The following is a 23,006-nucleotide window of genomic DNA, read 5'->3' as shown; positions in this document are numbered from 1 at the left end:
CGTTCTCTGGCGCCGTCCCCGTTGATCGGTGAGGCTAACCTAACCTTACCCGCCGGGCCGGAGGGGGAAAAGCCGGAAGGGGCGCGGATCGTGTGATCCGCGCCCCAGTCGGTGCCCGGTGACAGGCGGACCCGTTACTGGTCCCGGTACATCTCGGCCACGAGGAACGCCAGGTCCAGCGACTGGCTGCGGTTGAGCCGCGGGTCGCAGGCCGTCTCGTAGCGCTGGTGCAGATCGTCGACGAAGATCTCGTCGCCGCCGCCCACGCACTCGGTGACGTCGTCGCCGGTCAGCTCCACGTGGATGCCGCCCGGGTGCGTGCCCAGCGCCTTGTGGACCTCGAAGAAGCCCTTGACCTCGTCGAGCACGTCGTCGAAGCGGCGGGTCTTGTGCCCGGAGGCCGCCTCGAAGGTGTTGCCGTGCATCGGGTCCGTCACCCAGGCCACCGTCGCACCGGAGGCGGTGACCTTCTCGACCAGCTCGGGGAGCTTGTCGCGGACCTTGTCGGCACCCATGCGGACGATGAAGGTCAGCCGGCCCGGCTCCCGCTCCGGGTCGAGGCGCTCGATGTACTGCAGCGCGTCCTCGGCGGTGGTCGTCGGACCCAGCTTGATGCCGATGGGGTTGCGGATCTTCGAGGCGAACTCGATGTGCGCGTGGTCCAGCTGCCGGGTGCGCTCGCCGATCCACACCATGTGGCCGGAGACGTCGTACAGCTGCCCGGTGCGCGAGTCGACCCGGGTCAGGGCGGACTCGTAGTCCAGCAGCAGCGCCTCGTGCGAGGCGTAGAACTCGACCGTCTTGAACTCCTCCGGGTCGGCCCCGCAGGCGTGCATGAAGTTCAGCGCGTTGTCGATCTCGCGCGCCAGCTGCTCGTAGCGCTGCCCCGACGGGGACGACTTCACGAAGTCCTGGTTCCAGGCGTGCACCTGGCGCAGGTCGGCGTAGCCGCCGGTGGTGAACGCGCGCACCAGGTTCAGCGTGGAGGCGGACGCGTGGTACATCCGCTTCAGGCGCTCGGGGTCCGGGACGCGGGCCTCTTCGGTGAAGTCGAAGCCGTTGACGGAGTCGCCCCGGTACGTCGGCAGCGTCACGCCGTCGCGGGTCTCGGTCGGCTTGGAGCGCGGCTTGGAGTACTGGCCGGCGATGCGGCCGACCTTCACGACCGGCACGGAGGCGGCGTACGTCAGCACGGCGCCCATCTGGAGCAGGGTCTTGAGCTTGTTGCGGATGTGGTCGGCGGACACGGCGTCGAACGCCTCGGCGCAGTCGCCGCCCTGGAGGAGGAACGCCTCTCCCCTGGCGACGGCCGCCATCCGGGCGCGCAGCTGGTCGCACTCGCCCGCGAAGACGAGCGGCGGATACGACTCGAGGTCCGCAACGACTGCGCGCAGAGCCTCAAGGTCGGGGTACTCGGGCTGCTGCGCCGCGGGCAGGTCTCGCCAGGTGTTGCCAGCACTCGCGCTGGTCTTAGCGTTCACGGTCACGAGTTCAACCCTACGGGGTCATGTCGGGCGTCCAGGCCCGTGCCCAGCAATTGAGACACCGGGTACGCTCCGCGGACATGGGATAAGGTGCGTCGCATGTTCGCGCACTCGATCCAGAACTGGTGGTGGACCGCTCACCCGGCGGCCCGCTGACTGCGCGTACACAACTTCGCGAAGGCCGCCCGAGGGGCGGCCTTCGGTGTTTCCCGGGATCCGTTCCTCTCCCACCGACAAGGAGCACGGATCCATGGACCTCCTCGGCTTGCTGGACGATCCCCGCCCGTTCGCCCTGCTGCGCCGCCGCACCCCGGGCCACGACCACGGGACGGTCGAGGTGCTGCTCGGCCCGGTCGTCACCCGCGACCGTCTCGCCGACCTTCCCGACGAGGGCCTCGCGCTCGTCCCCTTCCGGCAGATCCGCGAGCGCGGCTTCGACGTCCGCGACGACGGCACCCCGCTGACGGTGCTGGTGCCCGAGGAGTCGTACGAGGTCCCGCTCGCCGACGCCCTGGAGCGGCTCCCGGCGCACGACGTGCGCGTCGAGGGAGGCGGCTTCGACGTCACCGACGAGGAGTACGCGCGGATCGTCGGCCGGGTGCTGGAGGAGGAGATCGGCCGGGGCGAGGGCGCGAACTTCGTGATCCGGCGGACGTACGAGGGTCACATCCCGGGGTTCTCCCGCGCGGACGCCCTCGCGCTGTTCCGGCGGCTGCTGGAGGGCGAGCGGGGAGCGTACTGGACGTTCGTGGTGCACACCGGGGCGCGGACCTTGGTCGGGGCGAGCCCCGAGGTGCACGTACGGATGTCCGGCGGGACCGTCGTCATGAACCCGATCAGCGGGACGTACCGGTATCCCAGCGAGGGACCGACCCCGGAGCATCTGCTCGGCTTCCTCGCCGACGGCAAGGAGACCGAGGAGCTGTCGATGGTCGTCGACGAGGAGCTCAAGATGATGTGCACGGTCGGTGACATGGGCGGAGTCGTCGTCGGGCCCCGGCTGAAGGAGATGGCGCACCTCGCGCACACCGAGTACGAACTGCGCGGGAAATCCTCGCTGGACGTGCGGGAGGTCCTGAGGGAGACCATGTTCGCGGCCACCGTCACCGGCTCGCCCGTGCAGAACGCCTGCCGGGTGATCGAACGGCACGAGGCCGGTGGGCGGGGGTACTACGCCGGTGCCCTGGCGCTGCTAGGCCGGGATTCCGGCGGGACGCAGACGCTCGACTCGCCCATCCTCATCCGCACCGCCGACATCTCCGCCGACGGGCACCTGCGCGTTCCGGTCGGCGCCACGCTCGTGCGCGGCTCGGACCCGGCGAGCGAGGTCGCGGAGACCCATGCGAAGGCTGCGGGCGTGCTGACGGCCCTGGGCGTTCGGCCGGGAAGGCCGCGAGAGGAGTCCGCGCGGCCGCGGCTGGCCGACGACCCCCGGGTGCGGGCCGCGCTCGACGGGCGCCGGGCCTCGCTCGCTCCCTTCTGGCTGCGTATGCAGGAGCCGCCGCAGAGGCTGAACGGACACGCGCTGATCGTCGACGGGGAGGACACCTTCACGGCGATGCTGGCGCACCTGCTGCGGTCGAGCGGCCTGGACGTGTCCGTCCGGCGGTACGACGAGGACGGGCTGCGGGAGGCGGTGCTCGGGCACGAGGGGCCGGTCGTGCTGGGCCCGGGGCCCGGTGATCCCTCCGACCTCACCGACCCCAAGATGCGGTTCCTGCGGGACCTCACCGCCGAGATCATCAGCCGCCATCCGCACGGCGTGCTCGGCGTCTGCCTCGGGCACGAGCTGATCGCGGCCGAGCTGGGGCTGGAGATCGTCCGGAAGGAAGTGCCGTACCAGGGGGCGCAGACGGAGATCGAGCTGTTCGGGCGGCGGGAGACCGTCGGTTTCTACAACAGCTTCGTGGCGCGCTGCGACGACGGAGCGCACCAGGAGCTGGCCGCGCACGGCGTGCGGGTGAGCCGCTCCGCCAACGGTGAGGTGCATGCCCTGCGCGGGCCCGGGTTGGCGGGCGTCCAGTTCCATCCCGAGTCGGTCCTGACCCTGAACGGGGTGACGATCGTGCGGGAGCTGGTGGAGCGGCTCCGGGCCACGAGCAGGCCCTCGGTGTAGCGGGCGGGGCCCTGGTCCCTCACTCGTCGTCGAGGCCGCGCTCTATCGCGTACCTCACGAGCTCCACGCGGTTGTGCAACTGGAGCTTGCCGAGGGTGTTCTGGACGTGGTTCTGCACCGTGCGGTGGGAGATGACCAGGCGTTCGGCGATCTGCTTGTAGCTGAGGCCCTTGGCGACCAGGCGCAGCACCTCCGTCTCGCGGTCGGTGAGCCGTGGCGCCTTCGGTTCCCCGGTGTCGGGGGCGGGGGCGGGTTCGGAGGCCAGGCGGCGGTATTCACCGAGGACCAGGCCGGCGAGGCCCGGGGTGAAGACCGGGTCCCCGACGGCCGTGCGGCGCACGGCGTCCTGGAGTTCCTCGGTGGAGGCCGACTTCAGCAGGTAGCCGGTCGCGCCGGACTTCACGGCCTCCAGGACGTCGGCGTGCTCACCGCTCGCGGACAGCACGAGGACGCGCAGCGCGGGGTCGGCGGCGACGACCTCCTTGCAGACCTGGACGCCGGGCTTGGCGGGCAGGTTCAGGTCGAGCACGAGGACGTCGGGCGCGGCGGCCTTGGCCCGGCGCACCGCCTGGTCGCCGTCGCCCGCCGTGGCGACCACGTCGAAGCCGGACTCGGCCAGGTCGCGGGCGACGGCGTCGCGCCACATGGGGTGGTCGTCGACCACCATGACCCTGATCGGGTCCTTTACCGGGCCCCGCCCGTCCTGCGTGGTCCGCGTCATCGCCGCTCCGCCTTCCCCCGTGCCTCTGTCCTGTCCTTGGGTACCTTCAACTCGACCTCCGTGCCCTGCCCCGGCACCGAGATCAGCTCCGCGCTGCCGCCGAGGTCGCGCAGCCGGCCGCGGATCGACAGGGCGACACCGAGCCGCCCCTCGCCCTCCGCCTGGGCGAGCCGCCCCTCCGGGATGCCGGGCCCGTCGTCCCGTACGGTGACGATCACCTCGTCCGGCTCGTCCTCGACCAGGATCCACGCCCGGGCCTGTTCCCCTGCGTGTCTGCGGACGTTGTCCAGGGCGGCGCCGACGGCCGCGGTCACTTCCCGGGCGGCGACCGGTGCCAGGGGCACGGGCGCGCCGGGCTCGGCGAGGCTGACCCTGGCCCCGGCGTACGGCGCGAGCAGGGCGCGCAGGTCGACGGGGCCGCTATCCTCCGGTTCCTCGTCGACGGCCCGTACGACCGCGCCCTCGGCGGCGTCCTCCGAGACCCGGGAGACCGGCACCAGCCCGCCGGAGACCAGGGTGCGCAGCGCGACCTCCTGCTCACCGGCCATCCGGCCCAGTTCGGCCGCCTCCCCGCCGATCACCGCCCCGCGCCGCTGCACCATCGCCAGTACCTGGAGCACGCTGTCGTGGATGTCCCGGGCCAGGCGCTCCCGCTCCCTCGTGGCGGCCTCGATCTCCAGGGCGCGGGCGAGGGTGCGCTCGGAGGCGCGGGCGACCTCGACGACGTAGCCGATGGCGATGGAGGCGATGCAGACCAGGATGACGTTGTGGACCGTGTCGCGGGCCGGGGAGCCGCGTTCCACCAGGTTGGCGGCGGCCACCAGGGTGGAGGCGAGGGCCGCCCAGCGCCAGCCGCCCTTGAGGGCGAAGGCCAGAACGGAACCGGCGGTCCAGATCGACGGCAGGGTCGGGCCGCCCGCCTGGACCCGCTCGTGCGCGTCGGCGACGGGCGTGAGCAGGATGCCGGTGACGGCGATGGTGAGGTCGGCGGCGAGGAACCGCTTCGTGCAGCGGGCGGCGTTCGCGACCCGGGGCAGGGTGGCCAGGGTCCACACGCCCAGCACGGTGTAGTAGGCGACGGCGATCCAGGGGCGGGGGAACTCGCCGTAGGCGGTGGCGAACAGGCCGACCGCGTACAGCATCGTCAGCACCCGGTAACCGGTCAGCGCACGCCACAGCGGCTGCTCGACCGACATTCTCATGACGCGCTCGCGCTTGGCCATGTCCCCCACCCCCCGGCCGACGCCCCGGCTAAGGCTCGGTCCGCCGCTGCCTGGTCCGCTCGTCCTTCTCGGCTTGTTCCTTCTCGGCTTGTTCCTTCTCCGCCCGCGCGAGCGCGGCCTTGGCCGCCTTCCCGGCCTCCTTCTCCGCCTTCGCCGCCTCCGCGAGCTGCCGCTTCATGGCTGTCGCGTACATGTCGACGTACTCCTGGCCGGAGAGCTTCATGATCTCGTACATGACCTCGTCGGTCACCGCGCGCAGCACGAAGCGGTCGTGCTCCATGCCCTGGTAGCGGCTGAAGTCCAGGGGCTTGCCGATGCGGATGCCGGGCCGCATCAGCTTCGGCACGACCTTGCCGGGCGGCTGGATCTTCTCCGTGTCGATCATCGCGACCGGGATGACGGGCGCCCCGGTCGCGAGCGCCACGCGGGCGAGGCCGCCCGGCTTTCCGCGGTAGAGCCGCCCGTCGGGCGAGCGCGTCCCCTCCGGGTAGATGCCGAACAGCTCCCCGCGTTCCAGCACCTCGATGCCGCTCTTGATGGCCGCCTCACCGGCGCCCCGGGCACCGGAGCGGTCCACGGGCAGCTGGCCGACACCCTTGAAGAAGGCGGCCGTCAGCCGGCCCTTCACCCCGGGCGTGGTGAAGTACTCGGCCTTCGCGATGAAGGTGACCTTGCGGTCCAGGACGGCGGGCAGGAAGAACGAGTCCGAGAAGGACAGGTGATTGCTCGCCAGGATCGCGGGACCCTCGGCGGGAACGTTCTCCAGGCCTTCCACCCAGGGCCTGAAGGCGACCTTCAGCGGTCCCCCAACAGCGACCTTCATCGCGCCGTACAACAACCGAGTGCCTCCTGTATGTGTCGATCAGACCATAACCCGGACCGCCGTCAAAGGCGCCGTCGGCCCTGGTCGGTGTCAGTGCGGTCGCGTACGGTGAAGGTCCCGCGAACGACGTGCGACCTCTTCCATGACGTTCCGTGACAATCCGTGATCGTGTTCGTCCCTTCTCATGACCAGGAGGCCGAAGGTGCCGGTCCTTGCCGGAGCCGAGCCGTTTCACCACGAGGGCGGGGAGGTGGCCGTCCTCCTCTGCCACGGCTTCACCGGTTCACCGCAGTCGCTGCGCCCCTGGGCGGAGCATCTCGCCGCACAAGGCCTGACCGTCTCCCTGCCATTGCTGCCCGGCCACGGCACGCGCTGGGAGGACCTGCGCATCACCGGCTGGCAGGACTGGTACGCGGAGGTGGACCGCGAACTGCGCCTGCTGTGCGAGCGCCGCGAGAAGGTCTTCGTGGCCGGTCTGTCGATGGGCGGCGCCCTGGCCCTGCGGCTCGCCGCGAAGCACGGGGACGCCGTCAGCGGGGTGGTCGTCGTCAATCCGGCGAACAAGGTGCACGGTCTCGCCGCGCACGCCCTGCCCGTGATCCGCCACATCGTCCCCGCGACGAAGGGCATCGCCAGCGACATCGCCAAGCCGGACAGCAAGGAGCTCGGCTACGACCGGGTGCCGCTGCACGCCGCGCACTCCCTGCGGCAGTTCTTCCGGGTCGTCGACGGCGAGCTGCCGCAGGTCACCCAGCCGGTGCTGCTGCTGCACAGCCCGCAGGACCACGTGGTGCCGCCCGCCGACTCGGCCCGGATCCTCAGCCGCATCTCGTCGACGGACGTCCGGGAGATCCTGCTGGAACAGAGCTACCACGTCGCCACGTTGGACCATGACGCGGACCGGATCTTCGAGGAGAGCACCTCGTTCATCGGCCGGCTCGCGTCCGGCCTCGGCAAGGAGCCCGGTCTCGGCAAGGAAGGGACGGCCGCAGGTGGCTGAGCACGACTCCGACCGCGAGGGCCGCGAGCCGGACGAGAAGGGCGTCCCGTTCGACGAGGAGGCCGCCTGGGCGGCGATCGTCGCCGGGTACGGCGAGGAGCCGCCGGACCCGCCGGGGACCAAGCCGTTCAAGTCCGTCGAGGACCTGGCGCTGCTGGAGTCCGAGACCAACGACGCCGGGGTGGACACGGCCGGGGCGGCCGGGGAGGCCGCCAAGCCGGAGGAGTCCGAAGGGCCTGGGGACAAGCCCGCCAAGCCGCTGGGCGGTTCCGTCTCCTTCGCGCCGGGCGTCGGCCCGCGTGACTACTCCGTGTCCGAGCCCGCCGAGGACGACTCCGACGAGGGCGACGAGGGGCACTTCGTGCCGCCGGAGCCGCCCCCGCTGCCCACCGCCGACGTCACCGCGAAGTTCGCCTGGCTCGGGGTCCTCGGCGGGCCGGTACTGCTGCTGCTCGCCGTGCTGCTCGGCTGGGAGATGACGTGGTGGCTGGCGACACTGGGGATCGGCGGGTTCCTCGGTGGCTTCGCGACGCTGGTGACGCGGATGCGGACGGATGACGAGAACGACGACGACCCGGGGCGGGGCGCGGTCGTCTAGGCCTGTCGCCCTGGCTGGGCGGGAACCCTGAGGGCGGCCAGGACCGGGAGGTGGTCGGTGGCCGCCCTGAGGTCTGCCTCGGTCACCCCGGGGTGCCCGACCGGCACGCCGCAGCCCAGCACCTCGATGCCCCGGGTCGCGAAGATCGCGTCGATGCGCTGGTAGGGGTCGGCGGGGGTCCAGGTGTGCTCGCCGCCCCAGGGCGCGGCGGCCCGGCAGTCGGTCAGAGCGCCGGCCAGCCGGCTGAAGGTGGGGCCGTCGGGGCGTTCGTTCAGGTCTCCGCCGGCGATCGCGTGCTCCACGCCCAGGCCGGCGAGCCGGTCCAGGAGCATGCCGCCCTGCTCGTAGCGCTCGTCCTTCTGGAGCGAGAGGTGACAGCTCAGAACGCCGAGACGGGTGCCGGCGAAACGGACGACCGCGGTGGCGAAGCCACGTCGGTGCAGGCCGGGGGTGGGGGGCAGGAGAATGTCCTCGGTCCGTTCCACACCCGCCCGGAGCGAACTGAGGATCGCCGGCCCCGTGGTGGTGGCGCCGCCGGTGACGATCACCAGGTCGGCCGCGCGGGCCAGGCGGGCGAGTTTCTTGCGCCAGCGGAAGAAGCGGGGGGCTTCCTGGACGAGGACCAGGTCGGGTGCGCAGGCCTTGATGACGCGGGCCAGGGCGTCGGTGTCGTCGCGCATCGAGCGGATGTTGTAGCTGAGGACGCGGAGAGTGGCTGAACCATCGGCGTTCGTGCCGGAGTTGGGAAGCGGCTCCATGGCCGTCAATGTACGCCTGAGAACTCGGGGCGCGGGGAAGGTGCGCGAGTGCCGGTGGTACGTGGCTGATCGCGCAGTTCCCCGCGCCCCCAGAAACCCAAAAGGGCGGCGTTTACATGATCGGGTCGGGTTCGCGGGCCAGGTCGGCCGCGCCCACGAGGCCTGCCTTGTTGCCCAGTTCCGCGGCGCGGACCTCCGCCACCGGGCGCCAGTTGCCGCCCACCAGCCAGCGCTTGTAGGACTTGCGGATCGGGCCCAGGACCAGCTCACCCTCGTCGGAGAGACCACCGCCCACGATGAAGGCGGAGGGGTCGAAGAGGGAGGCGAGGTCGGCGAGGCCCGCGCCGACCCAGCGGGCCAGTTCCCGGTAGGAGTCGACGGCCACGCGATCGCCCTGGCGGGCGGCCATGGAGATGTGCTTGCCCTCGATGCCCTCGGGCGTGCCGTCGCCGAGGCCGAGGAGGATCTCGGCGTTCTCGGGGGTGGCGTTGGCGCGCTGCTTGGCGTACCGGACGAGGGCACGGCCGGAGGCGTACTGCTCCCAGCAGCCCTGCGAGCCGCAGCCGCACAGCAGGCCGTCCGGCACCATGCGGATGTGGCCGAACTCGGCGGCCACGCCGAAGTGCCCGCGGCGCAGCTTGTTGCCGATGATGATGCCGCCGCCGAGGCCGGTGCCGAGCGTGATGCAGATGACGTTGCGGTGGCCCTTGCCGGCGCCGAACTTGTACTCGCCCCACGCCGCGGCGTTCGCGTCGTTCTCCACGACGACCGGGAGGCCCACCCGGGCCTCGACCTTCTCCTTGAGCGGCTCGTTGCGCCAGTGGATGTTCGGCGCGAAGTAGACCTCGGAGCGCTGCCGGTTCACGTAGCCGGCGGCGCCGATGCCCACGCCGACGATGTCGTGACCGACACGCGCGCCGTCCACCGCCGAGGCGATGGCGTCCACGATGCCCTCGGGCGTGCCCGGGGTCGGCACCTTGTGCGTCGAGAGGATGCTGCCTTCCTCATCGACCACGCCGGCCGCGATCTTCGTGCCGCCGATGTCGACGCCGATGGTGAGTCCCATGAATCCCTCAGTTTCGGTCGAGCCCCGCTGCGCCAACGGTACCCGAGGCACCGCCCTCGGGGTTCGGCTCGTCCGACCGGTGGGCACGCCCGGCGGGCTCGGCCGGTGACGGGACCGGGGCCCGGCCCGAGGGTCAGTCCAGGTCGATGCGTTCGCCGGGGCCGTCGTCGTCGCCCGGGCCACGGCGCTCGTCCTGGTCGCGCGGGTCGTCCTGGTCGTGGCGGCCGGTCCAGCGGCGCTCCTGGGCCTGGACCGCGGAGCGGTAGGCGGCGAGCAGTTCGTTCCCGGCGGCGGCCAGGTGCTCGAAGACGTCCGGGTTGCGTTCGATGACCGGTTCCACGGCGTCCTTGGCCTGCTGGACGACCTGCCGTACGGCCTGCTGGGCGGCGGGGCCCGCGACCGCGCCGAACAGCGGGGACTGGATCCCGGACAGCTTGTCCGCGACGGCGTCGACGAGCTTTTTCAGTTCCTCGGCCGCGGAGCCCTGGGGCGCGCCGTACTGCGCACGACGGCGGGCCCTCTCCGCGTCGAGGTCCTCGGCGCACGCGGTCGCCCAGGCGTCGGCGTCGGTCGCCCGCACCTCGTCCGCGGCCTCTTCACGGGCGGCGTGGGACGGGGGGAGCTCTTCGCTCATGACGGACTCCTGACTACGGTTCGTCCCTACGACGTTACCCGAACGGGCGTACTCAGCGTGACTGCGGCCACAGCTTCGGGTCGGGGGCGAAGCGGATGCTCAGTTCGCCGTCGCGCAGGGCGGCCCCGGCGACGGTGCAGCGGCGCAGCGCGGACGGCAGCGGGACGACGCGGCGGAACCGTCCCGCGGTGACCACGAGTTCGCCGCCGCGCCGGACCAGGTCCAGTTCGTCGCGTATGGCGCCGGGAAGCGGGATGTGCCAGACGAGCACGCCGTCCTCGCCGATCCGGTCGGTCACGGGCCACTCGAGCGGGGCGACGGGGATGTCCCGGTCGGCGCCGGGCACGTCCAGGGCGGTGAGGTCGTCGGCGCCGCGCGGGTCGCGGCCGAGGTGGGCGACGGGACGGACGTCGTACTTCTCGCGCCACTCCTCCAGTGTCTTGCGCTGCTGGGCGACGGGGCCGGCCAGCCAGGTGTCCGGGGACGCCTCGGGCAGGACGCGGTTGGCGACGACGAGGTCGGTGCGCAGGCCGCGCAGGGCCAGGCCGAGACCGGCGGCGCGAAGGGCGTCGGACCCGGCCGGGCCGGGCTCGGCGACCAGGCGTACGACGGTGTCGCGGTCGGCGACGACCGCCTCGACGGCGGCCAGCTCCAGGTCCCAGCGGGCGGCCGTCTCGTACAGCCACTCGGCGGGCAGGGGGACGCCGGCGAGCCGGCCCAGGACGGGGCGCAGCGCGCGGGCGGCCTGGCGTTCGGGCGGGAGGAGACGGCGCAGGTAGCGGCGGAGTTCCTCGGGCAGGGCGAGGAGGGCGAGGGCCTGCGGGAGGGGCGGCAGGTCGACGACGAGGAGGTCGTACGACTCCGACAGCGCGGCGGCGCGCAGGGCGCGCAGCAGGGCGAGTTCGTCCGCGCCGGGAAGGGGGTTGAGTTCCTCCGGGTCCAGGCGGGAGGCGCCGAGGAGGTCCAGCGCGGTGGAGGCGCGGTCCTGGAGGGCGGTGAGGTCCTCGCGGAAGTCCTGGGCGGGGTCGGGGCGCCAGGCGGCGAGGCGGGGGGCGGCTTCCACCGGGGCCGGGCCGGTCCGCACGCCCAGGGCGGCACCGAGGGTGTCCGTGCGGTCGGTGGTCAGGACGAGGGTGTTCGTGCCCTCCGCCGCCGCGGTCAGGGCGGTCGCGGCCGCGAGGGTGGTACGGCCGCTGCCGCCGGGGCCGGTGATCAGGATGGTGCGCATGGGTCTGAACGCTACCGGCGTTGACCAGATGCCTGGTGATGCCGCTGGGCGGGGCCGTCGCTCAACCCGGCGATGCGGGGCCTCCCCCAATCTCTCGGCTCCGCTCGACCAGGGGCCCCCATCGCCCCAGCGCCACGACTGCCCACAGCTCAACCCACCCAGGGGCGCGGGGAACCGCGCGACCAGCCACGACACAGCCGCACCCGGCGAAGCACAGGCACCCCGCAGACGCGGCCCACCCGCCACAGCACAGGCACACCCGCGCAGCTCAGCCCACCCAGGGGCGCGGGGAACCGCGCGACCAGCCACGACACAGCCGCACCCGGCAAAGCACAGGCACCCCGCAGACGCGGCCCACCCGCCACAGCACAGGCACACCCGCCGGCGCGGCCCCTACTTGCCCGACTCCACCCGCTTCTTCAGACCCGCCAGCGCCCGGTCGATGATGACCTTCTCCGCCTTGCGCTTGATCATGCCCAGCATGGGGATCTTGACGTCGACCGTCAGCGCGTACGTGACCTCCGTGCCACCCGCCCCCGCCGGCTTGAGGATGTACGAGCCGTCCAGGGAACGGAGCATCTGGGACTTCACCAGCGTCCAGGACACCTCGTTCTCGCCGGTCCAGGTGTACCCGAGCACCTGGTCGTCCTTGATCGCACCGGCGTCCATGACGAGGCGGACCTGCTCGGCGCGGCCCTGCTCGTCGGTCTTGAGGACCTCCGCCTCCTTCACCTCGCCGGTCCAGTCCGGGTAGCGGGCGAAGTCGGCGATGACCGCCATGACGTCGGCCGGGGCCGCCTCGATGGTGATGCTCGAGCTGGTGTGTTCCGCCATCGCCGTGGCTCCTCCAGATACGGGCCGCTATGAGGTCGTCGTGCGCACGTGTGTGCAGCGTGAAGGCTACCGCGCACGGGACCCGCCGATCTCACCCGACCTGGGGCGTCCTCACCATTCCAGCGCCCACGGAGTCCCGGTCCCCGCGAAGTGCCCCACGTTCACGCACTCGGTGGCCCCGATCCGCATCCGCCGCACCAGCGGCTGGTGGACATGCCCGAAGAGGGAGTAGCGGGGCCGGGTGCGGCGGATGGCGTCCAGCAGGGCCCGGCTGCCGCGCTCGAAGCGGCGGGCGACGGTGTCGTAGATCAGTTCCGGGACCTCGGGCGGGATGTGCGTGCACAGCACGTCGACCTCGCCCAGGGCCTCGATCTTCGCCGCGTACTCCTCGTCGCTGATCTCGTACGGCGTCCGCATCGGCGTGCGCAGGCCACCGCCCACGAAGCCGAAGACCCGGCCGCCTATCTCGACGCGTTCACCGTCGAGGACGGTGGTGCCGGGGCCGGCGTATTCCTGCCACAGGGGCGGCATGTCGACGTTGCCGTAGGTGGCGTACGTCGGAGTGGGGAACGCGGCGAACAGCTCCGTGTACTGCTTGCGCACCGCCTTCTCGATCACCGAGGCCCGGTCCTCGCCGATGCCGGCCCACAGCTGCCGCCCGAACTCCCGGGCCTCCTCGAAGCGGCGGGCGGTGCGCAGCGCGACGATGCGGTCGGCGTTCTCGACGCCGAACAGGTCGGGGAAGATGCCGCGCGAGTGGTCGGCGTAGTCGAGGAAGAGGACGAGGTCGCCCAGGCAGATCAGCGCGTCGGCGCCCTCGCCGGCCCTGGCCAGGTCCCGGGCGTTGCCGTGCACGTCGCTGACCACGTGTACGCGCGTCCTGCGGTTTCCGGCTGGTGTGGGTGCCATGACGATCAAGCGTAGGCCGAGCGCGGCCCTTGTGAACAGGGGCGGAGCTACCTGCGGTTACTGGCCAGTCAGTTAGCGCGTGGACTACTGTGCGCAATGGAATACCCAACTGTGTGACGCAGCGAACATCTCGACGGGCCCCCTGTCGTGGAAGCCATACCGGCGGGTAACGTCCGGGCAGTCCAGTCGTGCTCTGGATTTCAACATGTGAATGACCGAGCACCTGCCCGAGCCTTGGACCGCACCGTCGCAGCACACACCGTCGTGGCGCCGGCGCCCTATGAGGAGCAGCAGTCTTGCGCGAGTTCAGCCTTCCGGCTTTGTACGAGGTCCCCGCGGACGGGAATCTGACCGACATCGTCCGCAGAAACGCCGCGCAGCACCCGGACGTCGCCGTCATCGCCCGCAAGGTCGGTGGCAACTGGCAGGACGTCACGGCCACCACCTTCCTCGCCGAGGTGCACGCGGCCGCGAAGGGGCTGATCGCCGCCGGGATCCAGCCGGGCGACCGGGTGGGCCTGATGTCCCGCACCCGCTACGAGTGGACGCTGCTGGACTTCGCGATCTGGAGCGCGGGCGCCGTGACCGTCCCGGTGTACGAGACCAGTTCGCCGGAGCAGGTGCAGTGGATCCTCGGTGACTCGGGCGCGACCGCGTGCATCGTGGAGTCGCAGGCGCACACCGCCGGCGTCGAGTCGGTCCGCGACCGTCTTCCCGCGCTCAAGCACGTGTGGCAGATCGACGGCGGCGGCCTCGACGAGCTGGGCCGGCTCGGCCAGGACGTCACCGACGAGACGGTCGAGGAGCGCAGCTCGATCGCCAAGGCCGACGACCCGGCCACCATCGTCTACACCTCGGGCACGACCGGCCGCCCCAAGGGCTGTGTGCTCACCCACCGCAGCTTCTTCGCCGAGTGCGGCAACATCGTGGAACGGCTGCGTCCGCTGTTCCGCACGGGCGAGTGCTCGGTGCTCCTCTTCCTGCCGCTGGCGCACGTCTTCGGGCGGCTGGTGCAGATCGCGCCGATGATGGCGCCGATCAAGCTCGGCTGCGTCCCGGACATCAAGAACCTCACCGACGAGCTGGCCGCGTTCCGCCCCACTCTGATCCTGGGCGTGCCGCGCGTCTTCGAGAAGGTCTACAACTCGGCGCGGGCCAAGGCGCAGGCCGACGGCAAAGGCAAGATCTTCGACAAGGCCGCCGACACCGCGATCGCCTACAGCAAGGCGCTGGACACCCCCTCAGGCCCGTCCTTCGGCCTGAAGATCAAGCACAAGGCGTTCGACAAGCTCGTCTACAGCAAGCTCCGCGCGGTCCTCGGCGGCCGGGGCGAGTACGCCATCTCCGGCGGCGCGCCGCTGGGTGAGCGCCTCGGCCACTTCTTCCGCGGCATCGGCTTCACGGTCCTGGAGGGCTACGGCCTGACCGAGTCCTGCGCCGCCACCGCGTTCAACCCCTGGGACCGGCAGAAGATCGGCACGGTCGGCCAGCCGCTGCCCGGCTCGGTGGTCCGGATCGCCGACGACGGCGAGGTGCTGCTGCACGGCGACCACCTGTTCAAGGAGTACTGGAACAACCCCGGCGCGACCGCGGAGGCGCTGGCCGACGGCTGGTTCCACACCGGCGACATCGGCACCCTCGACGAGGACGGCTACCTGCGGATCACCGGCCGCAAGAAGGAGATCATCGTCACCGCGGGCGGCAAGAACGTCGCCCCCGCCGTGATCGAGGACCGCATCCGGGCGCACGCCCTGGTCGCGGAGTGCATGGTGGTGGGCGACGGGCGGCCGTTCGTGGGCGCGCTGGTCACCATCGACGAGGAGTTCCTGAGCCGCTGGTGCGCGGACCACGGCAAGCCGGCGGGTTCCACGGCCGCGTCGCTGTGCGAGGACCCGGACCTGCTGGCCGCGGTCCAGTCCGCGATCGACGACGGCAACGCCGCCGTGTCGAAGGCCGAGTCGGTGCGCAAGTTCCGCATCCTGTCCTCCCAGTTCACGGAGGACTCCGGCCACCTGACCCCGTCACTGAAGCTGAAGCGCAACGTGGTGGCGAAGGACTACGCGCACGAGATCGAGGCGATCTACGCGAAGTGACCGGGTGCCGTCCTCGCGCCGTGATCGGAGCGAGGACGGTGTCCGGATCGGCCGCCGCAGGGCGCCCGCGCCTATGGCCTCATGCCTTGCTCTTCAGCCAGGCGACGATGCGGTCGTACACGCCCGGCTCGCTCAGCAGGGATCCACCGTGCGCCGACCCGGCGACGACCTGCGTCTGGATCCGGCCGCTGGGTACTCCCTTGGCCTCGGCCGTGGCCTCCAGGTCCTTGGAGTGGACGGGCGGCACGAAGTCGTCCTCGGAGTGGACCAGGTACATCGGGGCGTCGGCCGGGTCGACCCAGTTCTTGGAGACCATGCTGCGCCACGTGTCCCAGCAGGAGGGGTGGAGCGTGGTCGAGGTGTCATCGGAGTCGGGGTAGCAGCGGGCGAGGATGGCCGAGTTGTCGCGGAGTTTGCGCTTCTTGGCGTCGGTGGCGGTGTTGCCGTCGTTCCACGCCCGGTAGGGCGAGGCGACGGGAGAGAGGGCGACCACGCCCTTGAGCCGCAGGGCGCCCGCGCCGTGCGTCGCCGCATCGGTGGCGAGCTGGCCGCCGGCCGAGGAACCCAGGAGCAGCACACGGTCGGGGTCGACGTCGAAGTCGGCGGCGTGGGAACGGATCCAGGCGACGGCGTCGGCGACGTCGTCGCGCTGGGCCGGCCACCCGGCCTCGAAGTTGAGCCGGTACCTGATGGCGAACACCTGGAAGCCCTCGGCCGCGAAGCGCTCCGCCGAGGAGGACCAGTCGGTCTGGTGGTACCAGTAGCCGCCGTGGATCAGAACCAACGCGGGCTTCGGCCCGGAGCTGCTCGCGTTCCAGTGGGCGTCGAGGCTCTGACGGGGGTGGGTGCCGTACTTATGGGTGGCCTTCGTGGCGCCGGCCTGCACTTCCTGTGTCGTGCGGGCGCCCTGGGCGGCCGGAGCCGTCGAAGCGGTGGTGGAGAGGGCGGCGGCGCCGGCCACGGTGAGGGCGGCGAGCGCGGGCAGCAGTAAGCGGCGCATGGGTGTGTGCTTTCCGACGAAGAAGAGAGAAGAAGAGGGGTGAACGGCCGGTCCGGCGACGGCTGGGAGCTGCCGCGGGACCGGCCGTGGTGCGGCCGGGACCTCGGCGCGTCAGCGGATCACGGAGCCGAACGTCTCACCGGCCGCGGGCAGGCCGCCGGTGCCCGGCTGGAACGTCGTGACCGGCTGGGTGCCGCCGCTGAGGACGTTGCCCCACGGCACGGCGTGCGCGGAGCCGTACGAGACGGGCCCGTTGGGCAGACCGAGGTAGAGCTCGGAACCGGTGGCGTGGAGCGCGGTGCCCACCTTCTGCCCGTTGCCGAGGGCACCGGGGATGCCGAACTTGCCCGGGTAGACCGTGTTGATGAAGGCGCCGTTGGTCAGGCTGAAGGTGTAGACCGTGCCGCCGTCGGTGGCGCCGGTGCTGTCCTCGCCGGGTACGCCCACCGCGAGCAGGGTGTTCTGCGCGGTGCTGACCGCACCCGGGGCGGTACTCACGGCCGACAGGGTCTGGGCGAAGTTGTCATTGGCCTCGGTGGCGCCCGGGACACCGGAGACCCCCTGATAGAGGCCGGAGATCTGGGTGAACCCGGAGGCCGTGAGACGGAAGGTGTCGACGCGGCCCGCGTTGGCGGCCTGGGAGCCGTCCTCGCCGGGCGAGCCGACGGCCAGAATCGACTCGGTGCCGTTCGCCGAGGCGCCTGAGCGGTACTGCACCAGCGCCAGCGAGGCGCCGAACCGATCGTCGGCTTCCGCGCTCCCCTGGACGGTGTCGAGGTCCTGGTCGAGACCGGTCACACCGGTCGGCAGCTTGTCGGCGTTGAGGGTGTGGCTGAACAGGGAGACACCCCCGGCGGCGGCCAGCGTGCCGATGGCCTCACCCGGGGCGCCCACGGCGAGGTGCTGCGGAGAACCGGCGATGGCGGAACCGAACTTGTCCCCTGCCTCCATCGCACCCGCCACACCCGACTTGTCCTGGTGGATCAGGACGTTGGTGGTGCCAGTGCCGCTTACGTAGACAACTCCGCCCGCGTCGGTGAGACCCCTGGCGGCGTCCTCGCCGGGGGCGCCGACGGCCAGGTAAGGGTCACCCGAGAGCGTGGTGCCGGCGGCGAGGGCGGCGCCGAACTGGTCGCCGGCCTCGGACGCCATCGCGGCGAGGGCACCACTGCCGGAGCCCTGCTCCAGGGTGACGGCCGCCTTGCCGGAGGTCAGCCCCGCCGGGGCGCCGTGGAGGATGTTGACCATGCCGGCGTCGGCGGCCGATCCCAGGTCCTCGGACGGCGTGCCGACGACCAGGTCGGTGCAGCCGTCGAGGTTGTGGTCGTACGTGGCGAGCGAGGAGCCGAACCGGTCCTTCGCCTCCGAGCCGCCCGGCACCGCCTCGAGGTCCTGGGTGATCTCGGCGGTGCCCTTGCCACCGCCGTACACGACCCGGACCAGCCCCGCGCCCGCGTCGTCGCCGACGGCGGCGTCGGGGTCGGCGATGGCGGTGTCGCGGACGCCGTCGCAGTTGAAGTCGGTGATGCGGGCCGCGGCCGTCCTGGTCTGCACCCAGGCGGCCAAGTCGTCGACCCGGGCGGCGATGCCACCAGTGCGGGTCTCGGTGGTGGTGATACCGAAGCAACCACCCTGATAGGAACGGCTGGTGAGGGCGACCAGCTGGTGCGTGCCGCCCGTCGCCCGGACCAAGGGACCGCCGGTGTCACCCATGCAGGCGGACACGCCGTCCTTGCCTGTGACCGTGGCCGTGGTGGCGGTGGCGGCGTTCACCGAGAACGTACCGGTGTGCAGGTTCAGGGGCGCCCACTCGGTCTTGCTGCGGCCGTACCCGGCGAGCTTCAGGTCCTCGCCCGCAGAGGGCGCCGTAGTGGCAAGGGCGATCGGAGCGGCACCGGTGACCGGGCGGTCCAGTCGGGCCAGCACCACATCCCGGTCGGTGCGGGGAACCAGCTCGACGACCGTGCGGACTGCACCGGTGGAGCTGGTGAGATCGGAGCGGCCGATGGTGGCGGTGGTCTTCCGCTGCGGCTTGCCGGCCGGCACCGCGAGGCCAGCTGCGGGGTTGTCGACGAAGCAGCTGGCCGCCGTCAGCAGCCACTCGGCGCCGACCAGGGCTCCGGAGCAACCGCGGTGATGGTCACCCACGATGACCTGTGCCGCGTAGGCGTACGTGGTCTCGGAGGCGGGGATCGGGGGCCCGGTCACGGCGGCGGCCGGGACGGCGGTCCACATCAGCAGCGAAGCTCCCAGTGCGGCCACGCGCACGGGTCTGGAGTGGTGTATCACGTGGTTCCTTGATGAGGGATCGGCAGGGTCGGTCGGCTGAGCGCTACTTGGACGTCCTGATCTCCACGAGCACGTGCCGGCGGCCCTGCTCGTCATTGCCCTCGCCGACCGGGGTCCAGGTGTTCTTCTCGATGTCGAACGACTTCTTCTCGGTCCCGACGGTCATGTCGACCTCGGTCGTGTAGTCGTTGCCCCTGATCGCGTAGACGGCGGGAATCTCCATGGTCAGCCAGCCGGAGGTGCCCACGACCTCGAAGCAGATCCTGGCCTTCTCGCGTGCCGTCACCTCCAGCAGGCCGGGACCGCTCGCGCAGTCGGCGAGCGTGATGTGGCCGTCGCCGCGCTTGAGGACGATGCCCTGCTCCTGGAGGATCTTGTCGGCCTGAGGGTGGTTGAAGTCCTCCACGGCGTAGCCGGGGGCTTCGTCGACCACCGGGGCGACCGCCCCGGACCTGGTGTCCTGCCCGGCGGGTGCCCCGCCCGCCACCGCGCACCACGCCACCGTGCCTGCGGCCACCGCCACGAGTGCAGTGCCGATGTGTCTCTTACGGTGCGATCCCGCCGATATCACAACATGCTTCTTCATCGATATTCGCTCACTCACGTGCTCAGTTTTCCTCCGGTATCACTGCCACGCCGTGCTCCTGGAACGCGGACATCACGGCGTCGGTGAACTCGTCCCCCAAGGCATGCCGCGAAGAGGCGAAATCGCGCCACACCAGTCGAAATGGGGGAGCGTGTTCCCTCTGCGCGGTCTGCAGGCAGTCGATCAGTCCACCGTGGCTCGATCCGAAATATCCGCCGACCCCATTGACTGCTTCTCCCAGTGCGCAGAAGAAGGCGTCCCTGGTAATGATTTGAGCGCCCTCCAGGAACACTGTCTCCCGGGTGTCGTAGCGAGTTGCCCGTTTGCCCGAGGCGAACCAGGCGGTCTGCACGACGTGCAGCCAACTCCCGTACCATTCGGGTGGCTGTCGGGCCCAATCGCCACGCTCGACGCCCACCGCCCACTTCTTCCAGATTTCCCCGGCCTTCGGGTACTCGCACGTATACCCGAAGAAACCTACGTCCGGGTGCTCATCGTCACTCACGATCGGCGCTTCGCTGAAAGCAGCCACAACCCTCCCGAGGTAGTACGCCCCGAGCGGCTTCCCGTGTCGATCGACGACCTGGAGTTCCGTTCCCTCGGTCTTCCTCCGGGTAATCTCCATTCGGTGGACTCTGACGAAGGTGAATCTCTGCGCTGTCTCCAGGTCCTGATCCACGAAGAAGTCTCGAATGCCCTCCGCCGTCAGCAGGACATTCCCGGACTCCTGGTCAACCAGTCGGTAAGAAATCATGCCACCCATTTTCTAACGTTTCTTCTTCCAGCCCCAGTCAGGGAAATGCGGGGCAGTGAAGCGCTGAATCTTCCGATAATGGGTCGACGTCCACCCGATGATCTCAATCCCGTTCTTCTTCAAGACCAGAATTCTTTCATTCTCTTTTCCACCCGGCACCCGGTACTCGAGGGCACCCTTCCATTTCGGATGCTCGATTCCCTTGTAGACGTCGTGCGACACGAGCCTGCCCTGCTTGTACAAGTCGTAGGCCGAAGCGATGTTGTTGCTCATCCCGTCGGGCAACGCGTCCGACAGGCGCCCGTTGGGGCACCGGTCGTTGTGCACCAGGACGGGGGTGGAGCCGGCCACCACGTAGTACGTGGGGATGTCCGCGATGGTCAGGTTGTGGACGCGCTGGTCCTTCACCGCCCAGGATTTCACCGAGGTGACCGGCACCCGCACACCCGCCGGCGTCCTCAGCGCCGTGCCGGTGTCGAGCTGCGCCGCCTCACGCCAGGCGCCGGTGGCACCTTCCGTCCAGAGACGGTGCTTGTCCGTGGCGGTCACCGTCGCCGACGGTCCGGGGCCGTGCGCCGGTACGGTGACCTGCACGAGCTTCTTCTCGCCCCGGCTGGTGATGGTCGCCTCGACCGGCTCGACCCGTGTACGGCCCGAGTCGGGGTCGGTGGCCAGCACCCTGTCACCGACGCGGACGTCCTCGATCGCCTTGGTCCGGCCGTCGCCCAGCAGCACCCGGGTGCCCGGGACGAAGCTGCTCTTCTGGCACGGCAGCTTCTTGAGCACCTTGAGCTTGAGTGCGCTCAAGGCGAGGTCGTCCAGACACTTGGCCGACTTGGTGGTGAGGCACTTCTCGATCTCCTCAGCCCCCACGAACCAGGCGATCAGGCGGTCCAGATACGTGCTGGTGATGCAGCCCATGCCCCCGCCGCCGCCGAGGCCGCAGACCAGGAGGGTCTCACCCGGCTTCAGGTCACCCTCCGACATGAGACTGTGCCGGACGCTCACCAGCCGCTTTTCCAGAGTCCTGCGGAGCTCGTCGTCGGACAGGGGCTTGCTGGCCTCCTGGGCCTCCTGCTTGATCTGGGCCTTCATTTCCGCCACGAGTTTGTCGGCGGCGGTCTTCATGGCCTCCGTCCGGGCCTTTGCGGCCGCAGCGGCGTCCTTGCCCGCGGCCTCCTCGGCGAGGCCCGCCTCGTAGGAGGCGAGCCCGGCCTGATAGGCGTAGTCCCCGGCGACGGCGGCGGAGTGCTGGGCGCGTTCCGCCGAACGAGCCGCCGACCTGGCGTCCTGCCGGGCGGCTGCCGCGGCGTTCCTGGCCGTCCTTGCGGATTCGGCGGCCTGGTCGGCGGACTTCTGGGCCTGGTCGGCGGACTTGTCGGCCTCCTTGGCGTAGGTGTCCGCCTGTGCGGCGGACTTCTTGGCCTTGTCGGCCCACTCGACGGCCTTGGCGGCGTCCTTGCGGGCTTGAGCAGCCACCTTCTGGGCTTCGGCGGCGTCCTTGTGGGCGAGGTGCGCCGACTTGTAGGCGGCCTTCAGCAGGACGCTGACCTCGGCCATATGGGCGGCGGCGTTGGCGTCGCGCTGCCGCGCCTTGTGCACCCCGACGTCCAAGAAGCTGCGCAGCCCGGACGGCGGTCCCGACAGTGCCGCCTGTGCCGAAGCCTGGACCTCGGGGCCGCCGGCGGCGAGGGCCTTGGTGACCGCCACGCGGTCGTCGTCCTCACGGGCCTGGTGCTGCCCGGTCTCCAGGAAGCGCGCCACGTCCGCCGCGGTACCGTCCAGCGCCTTGCTCGCGGCGGCCTTGACACCGGGGCCGCCCTGGGCGGCGATCTTGGCGACGGCGACCCGGTCGTCGTCCTCCTTGCCCGGATAGGCGCGGGTGCGCAGGAACTCCCTCACCCGGTCGATCGGTTGGCCGAGCGCGTCCAGGGCGGCCTGCTGCTGGGCCGGGACCGTGGTGGTCGCGGCGATGTGCGCCACGCTGGCGCGGTCGTCCTGTTCCAGGGCGACGGTCAGCCTGGCGCGGACGAACTCGGCGACGTCCTCGTCGGTGCCCGACAGGGCGGTCTCGGCGGCGTCCCGTACCCAGTTTCCGCCGCTGCTCAGCAGGTTGACCGCGGCCTTTCGCCCCTTGGCGGCCGTGACCGCCGGGTCCGAGGCCGCCGCGGCCTCGGTGATCAGCTTCTGAGTGTCGGCGCTGAGCTGCTGGCGCTGTCCGATCTCGTACGCGGCGGCGGACTTCTGGGCCTCGTGGGCCCGTCGGGCCTCTTCGGCGGCCAGGACCTCCTCGTCCTGCTGCTGGGCCAGTCGCTCGGCATCGGCCTTGCGGGCCAGCTCCACCACGGCCGAAGCCTGCTCGGCAGCCTTCAGCGCGTTGTCGGCGGCCCCGGTGGCCGCGTTCGCGGCAGCGGTGGACTCCTTGGCCGCGTCCACTGCCTCGCTCGCTTTGTCGGCGGCCAGGTTGGCCGCCGTCGCCGCGGCCGTCGCGTGCGCGGCGGCGTCATTGGCCGCGTCCCGCGACTGCCGGGCGGCCTTGGCGGCCTGACTGGCGTTGGCCTGGGCGGCGTTGGCGGCTCGGGTGGCCTGGTCGGCGAGCCGCTTGGCCCGGGCCGCCGCGGCGGCTGCCTCGTTGCTCTTGTCCCCCGCCTCACCGGCCCAGTGACCGGCGTCGGCGGCGGCAGCGGCGGCGGCCGCGGCGTTCACGCCGGCGCTGGCCGCGGCCGAGGCCGCCTTCGCGGCGTTGTCGGCGGCGATGCCGGCCTGGTCGGCCGCGTCGGCCGCCTTCCGTGCCCCCGAGGCGGCGGCGTTGGCCTTGTCCGCGGCCTTCCGCGCCTCGTGGGCCCGGGCGGCGTCAGCCGCCGTCGCGGCGGCCGCGGACCTGGCCGCA

At 71.3% G+C, this 23,006-nt stretch carries 20 protein-coding genes; 5 read left to right on the top strand and 15 right to left on the bottom strand.

Annotated features, from left to right (window positions below; all coding sequences use genetic code 11):
- Positions 1-134: 134 nt before the first annotated feature.
- On the bottom strand, positions 135-1,487 hold the full coding sequence (locus IE212_RS31155; protein ID WP_190201323.1) for a class II 3-deoxy-7-phosphoheptulonate synthase: 1,353 nt from the start codon (positions 1,485-1,487) through the stop codon (positions 135-137).
- A 96-nt stretch (positions 1,488-1,583) separates the two neighbouring features.
- Here IE212_RS31155 and IE212_RS35695 point away from each other — a divergent pair, with 96 nt between their 5' ends.
- Positions 1,584-1,640: a trp operon leader peptide gene (locus IE212_RS35695; protein WP_079033853.1), complete on the top strand. Its 57-nt coding sequence runs from the start codon at positions 1,584-1,586 to the stop codon at positions 1,638-1,640.
- Between the two features lie 94 nt (positions 1,641-1,734).
- The gene (locus tag IE212_RS31145; RefSeq protein WP_190201322.1) at positions 1,735-3,600 is read left to right on the top strand and encodes an anthranilate synthase family protein; all 1,866 of its coding nucleotides are present in this window, start codon (positions 1,735-1,737) and stop codon (positions 3,598-3,600) included.
- Between the two features lie 19 nt (positions 3,601-3,619).
- Here IE212_RS31145 and IE212_RS31140 read toward each other — a convergent pair whose 3' ends face one another.
- The 3 genes from IE212_RS31140 to IE212_RS31130 are packed head-to-tail and all read right to left on the bottom strand — an operon-like array spanning position 3,620 to position 6,367.
- Positions 3,620-4,321: a response regulator gene (locus tag IE212_RS31140; RefSeq protein ID WP_190201321.1), complete on the bottom strand. Its 702-nt coding sequence runs from the start codon at positions 4,319-4,321 to the stop codon at positions 3,620-3,622.
- The gene (gene macS, locus IE212_RS31135; protein ID WP_190201320.1) at positions 4,318-5,544 is read right to left on the bottom strand and encodes a MacS family sensor histidine kinase; all 1,227 of its coding nucleotides are present in this window, start codon (positions 5,542-5,544) and stop codon (positions 4,318-4,320) included. The genes IE212_RS31140 and macS overlap by 4 nt, the downstream gene beginning before the upstream one ends.
- 28 nt (positions 5,545-5,572) lie before the next feature.
- Positions 5,573-6,367, bottom strand: coding sequence for a lysophospholipid acyltransferase family protein (locus IE212_RS31130; protein WP_190201319.1), 795 nt, complete (start codon positions 6,365-6,367; stop codon positions 5,573-5,575).
- A 202-nt stretch (positions 6,368-6,569) separates the two neighbouring features.
- Here IE212_RS31130 and IE212_RS31125 point away from each other — a divergent pair, with 202 nt between their 5' ends.
- Both IE212_RS31125 and IE212_RS31120 read left to right on the top strand, forming a co-directional pair.
- On the top strand, positions 6,570-7,367 hold the full coding sequence (locus IE212_RS31125) for an alpha/beta hydrolase (protein WP_190201318.1): 798 nt from the start codon (positions 6,570-6,572) through the stop codon (positions 7,365-7,367).
- On the top strand, positions 7,360-7,965 hold the full coding sequence (locus IE212_RS31120) for a hypothetical protein (RefSeq protein ID WP_190201317.1): 606 nt from the start codon (positions 7,360-7,362) through the stop codon (positions 7,963-7,965). The genes IE212_RS31125 and IE212_RS31120 overlap by 8 nt, the downstream gene beginning before the upstream one ends.
- Here IE212_RS31120 and IE212_RS31115 read toward each other — a convergent pair.
- From IE212_RS31115 to IE212_RS31090, 6 genes are all read right to left on the bottom strand, one after another.
- Positions 7,962-8,723, bottom strand: a complete 762-nt coding sequence (locus tag IE212_RS31115; protein WP_190201316.1) for an endonuclease/exonuclease/phosphatase family protein — start codon at positions 8,721-8,723, stop codon at positions 7,962-7,964. The genes IE212_RS31120 and IE212_RS31115 overlap by 4 nt on opposite strands.
- A 112-nt stretch (positions 8,724-8,835) precedes the next feature.
- Positions 8,836-9,789, bottom strand: a complete 954-nt coding sequence (locus tag IE212_RS31110) for an ROK family glucokinase (protein WP_190201315.1) — start codon at positions 9,787-9,789, stop codon at positions 8,836-8,838.
- Positions 9,790-9,922: 133 nt separating this feature from the next.
- Positions 9,923-10,423 (bottom strand): DUF5304 domain-containing protein, encoded by a 501-nt coding sequence (locus IE212_RS31105; RefSeq protein WP_190201314.1) that lies wholly within the window; start codon positions 10,421-10,423, stop codon positions 9,923-9,925.
- Positions 10,424-10,475: 52 nt separating this feature from the next.
- Positions 10,476-11,651, bottom strand: a complete 1,176-nt coding sequence (locus IE212_RS31100; protein WP_190201313.1) for an ArsA family ATPase — start codon at positions 11,649-11,651, stop codon at positions 10,476-10,478.
- 393 nt (positions 11,652-12,044) lie between these two features.
- Positions 12,045-12,485 carry an SRPBCC family protein gene (locus IE212_RS31095; protein ID WP_030249394.1) on the bottom strand — a complete coding sequence of 147 codons (441 nt, stop codon included), beginning with the start codon at positions 12,483-12,485 and terminating at the stop codon, positions 12,045-12,047.
- A gap of 111 nt (positions 12,486-12,596) precedes the next feature.
- Positions 12,597-13,394, bottom strand: a complete 798-nt coding sequence (locus IE212_RS31090) for a metallophosphoesterase family protein (RefSeq protein ID WP_190201312.1) — start codon at positions 13,392-13,394, stop codon at positions 12,597-12,599.
- A gap of 296 nt (positions 13,395-13,690) precedes the next feature.
- Between IE212_RS31090 and IE212_RS31085 the strand changes: the two genes are divergently transcribed.
- On the top strand, positions 13,691-15,487 hold the full coding sequence (locus tag IE212_RS31085) for an AMP-dependent synthetase/ligase (protein ID WP_190201311.1): 1,797 nt from the start codon (positions 13,691-13,693) through the stop codon (positions 15,485-15,487).
- A gap of 79 nt (positions 15,488-15,566) precedes the next feature.
- Here the strand turns inward: IE212_RS31085 and IE212_RS31080 are convergent, their stop codons facing one another.
- From IE212_RS31080 to IE212_RS31060, 5 genes are all read right to left on the bottom strand, one after another.
- Complete coding sequence (locus tag IE212_RS31080; protein WP_190201310.1) at positions 15,567-16,487, bottom strand: alpha/beta hydrolase; 921 nt, start codon at positions 16,485-16,487, stop codon at positions 15,567-15,569.
- Positions 16,488-16,598: 111 nt separating this feature from the next.
- Positions 16,599-18,722 carry a trypsin-like serine protease gene (locus tag IE212_RS31075; RefSeq protein ID WP_190201375.1) on the bottom strand — a complete coding sequence of 708 codons (2,124 nt, stop codon included), beginning with the start codon at positions 18,720-18,722 and terminating at the stop codon, positions 16,599-16,601.
- Positions 18,723-18,819: 97 nt separating this feature from the next.
- Positions 18,820-19,293 (bottom strand): hypothetical protein, encoded by a 474-nt coding sequence (locus IE212_RS31070; protein ID WP_229864658.1) that lies wholly within the window; start codon positions 19,291-19,293, stop codon positions 18,820-18,822.
- 91 nt (positions 19,294-19,384) lie between these two features.
- On the bottom strand, positions 19,385-20,116 hold the full coding sequence (locus IE212_RS31065; RefSeq protein ID WP_229864657.1) for a barstar family protein: 732 nt from the start codon (positions 20,114-20,116) through the stop codon (positions 19,385-19,387).
- Positions 20,117-20,128: 12 nt separating this feature from the next.
- The coding region (locus IE212_RS31060; protein ID WP_190201308.1) for a polymorphic toxin-type HINT domain-containing protein at positions 20,129-23,006 on the bottom strand (2,878 nt) is incomplete at its 5' end.

It is taken from the genome of Streptomyces djakartensis (genome assembly GCF_014651075.1).
Lineage (GTDB): Bacteria > Actinomycetota > Actinomycetes > Streptomycetales > Streptomycetaceae > Streptomyces > Streptomyces djakartensis.
The sequence above is the reverse complement of the archived record's forward strand: the minus strand, read 5'-3'. Positions and strand labels throughout refer to the sequence as shown.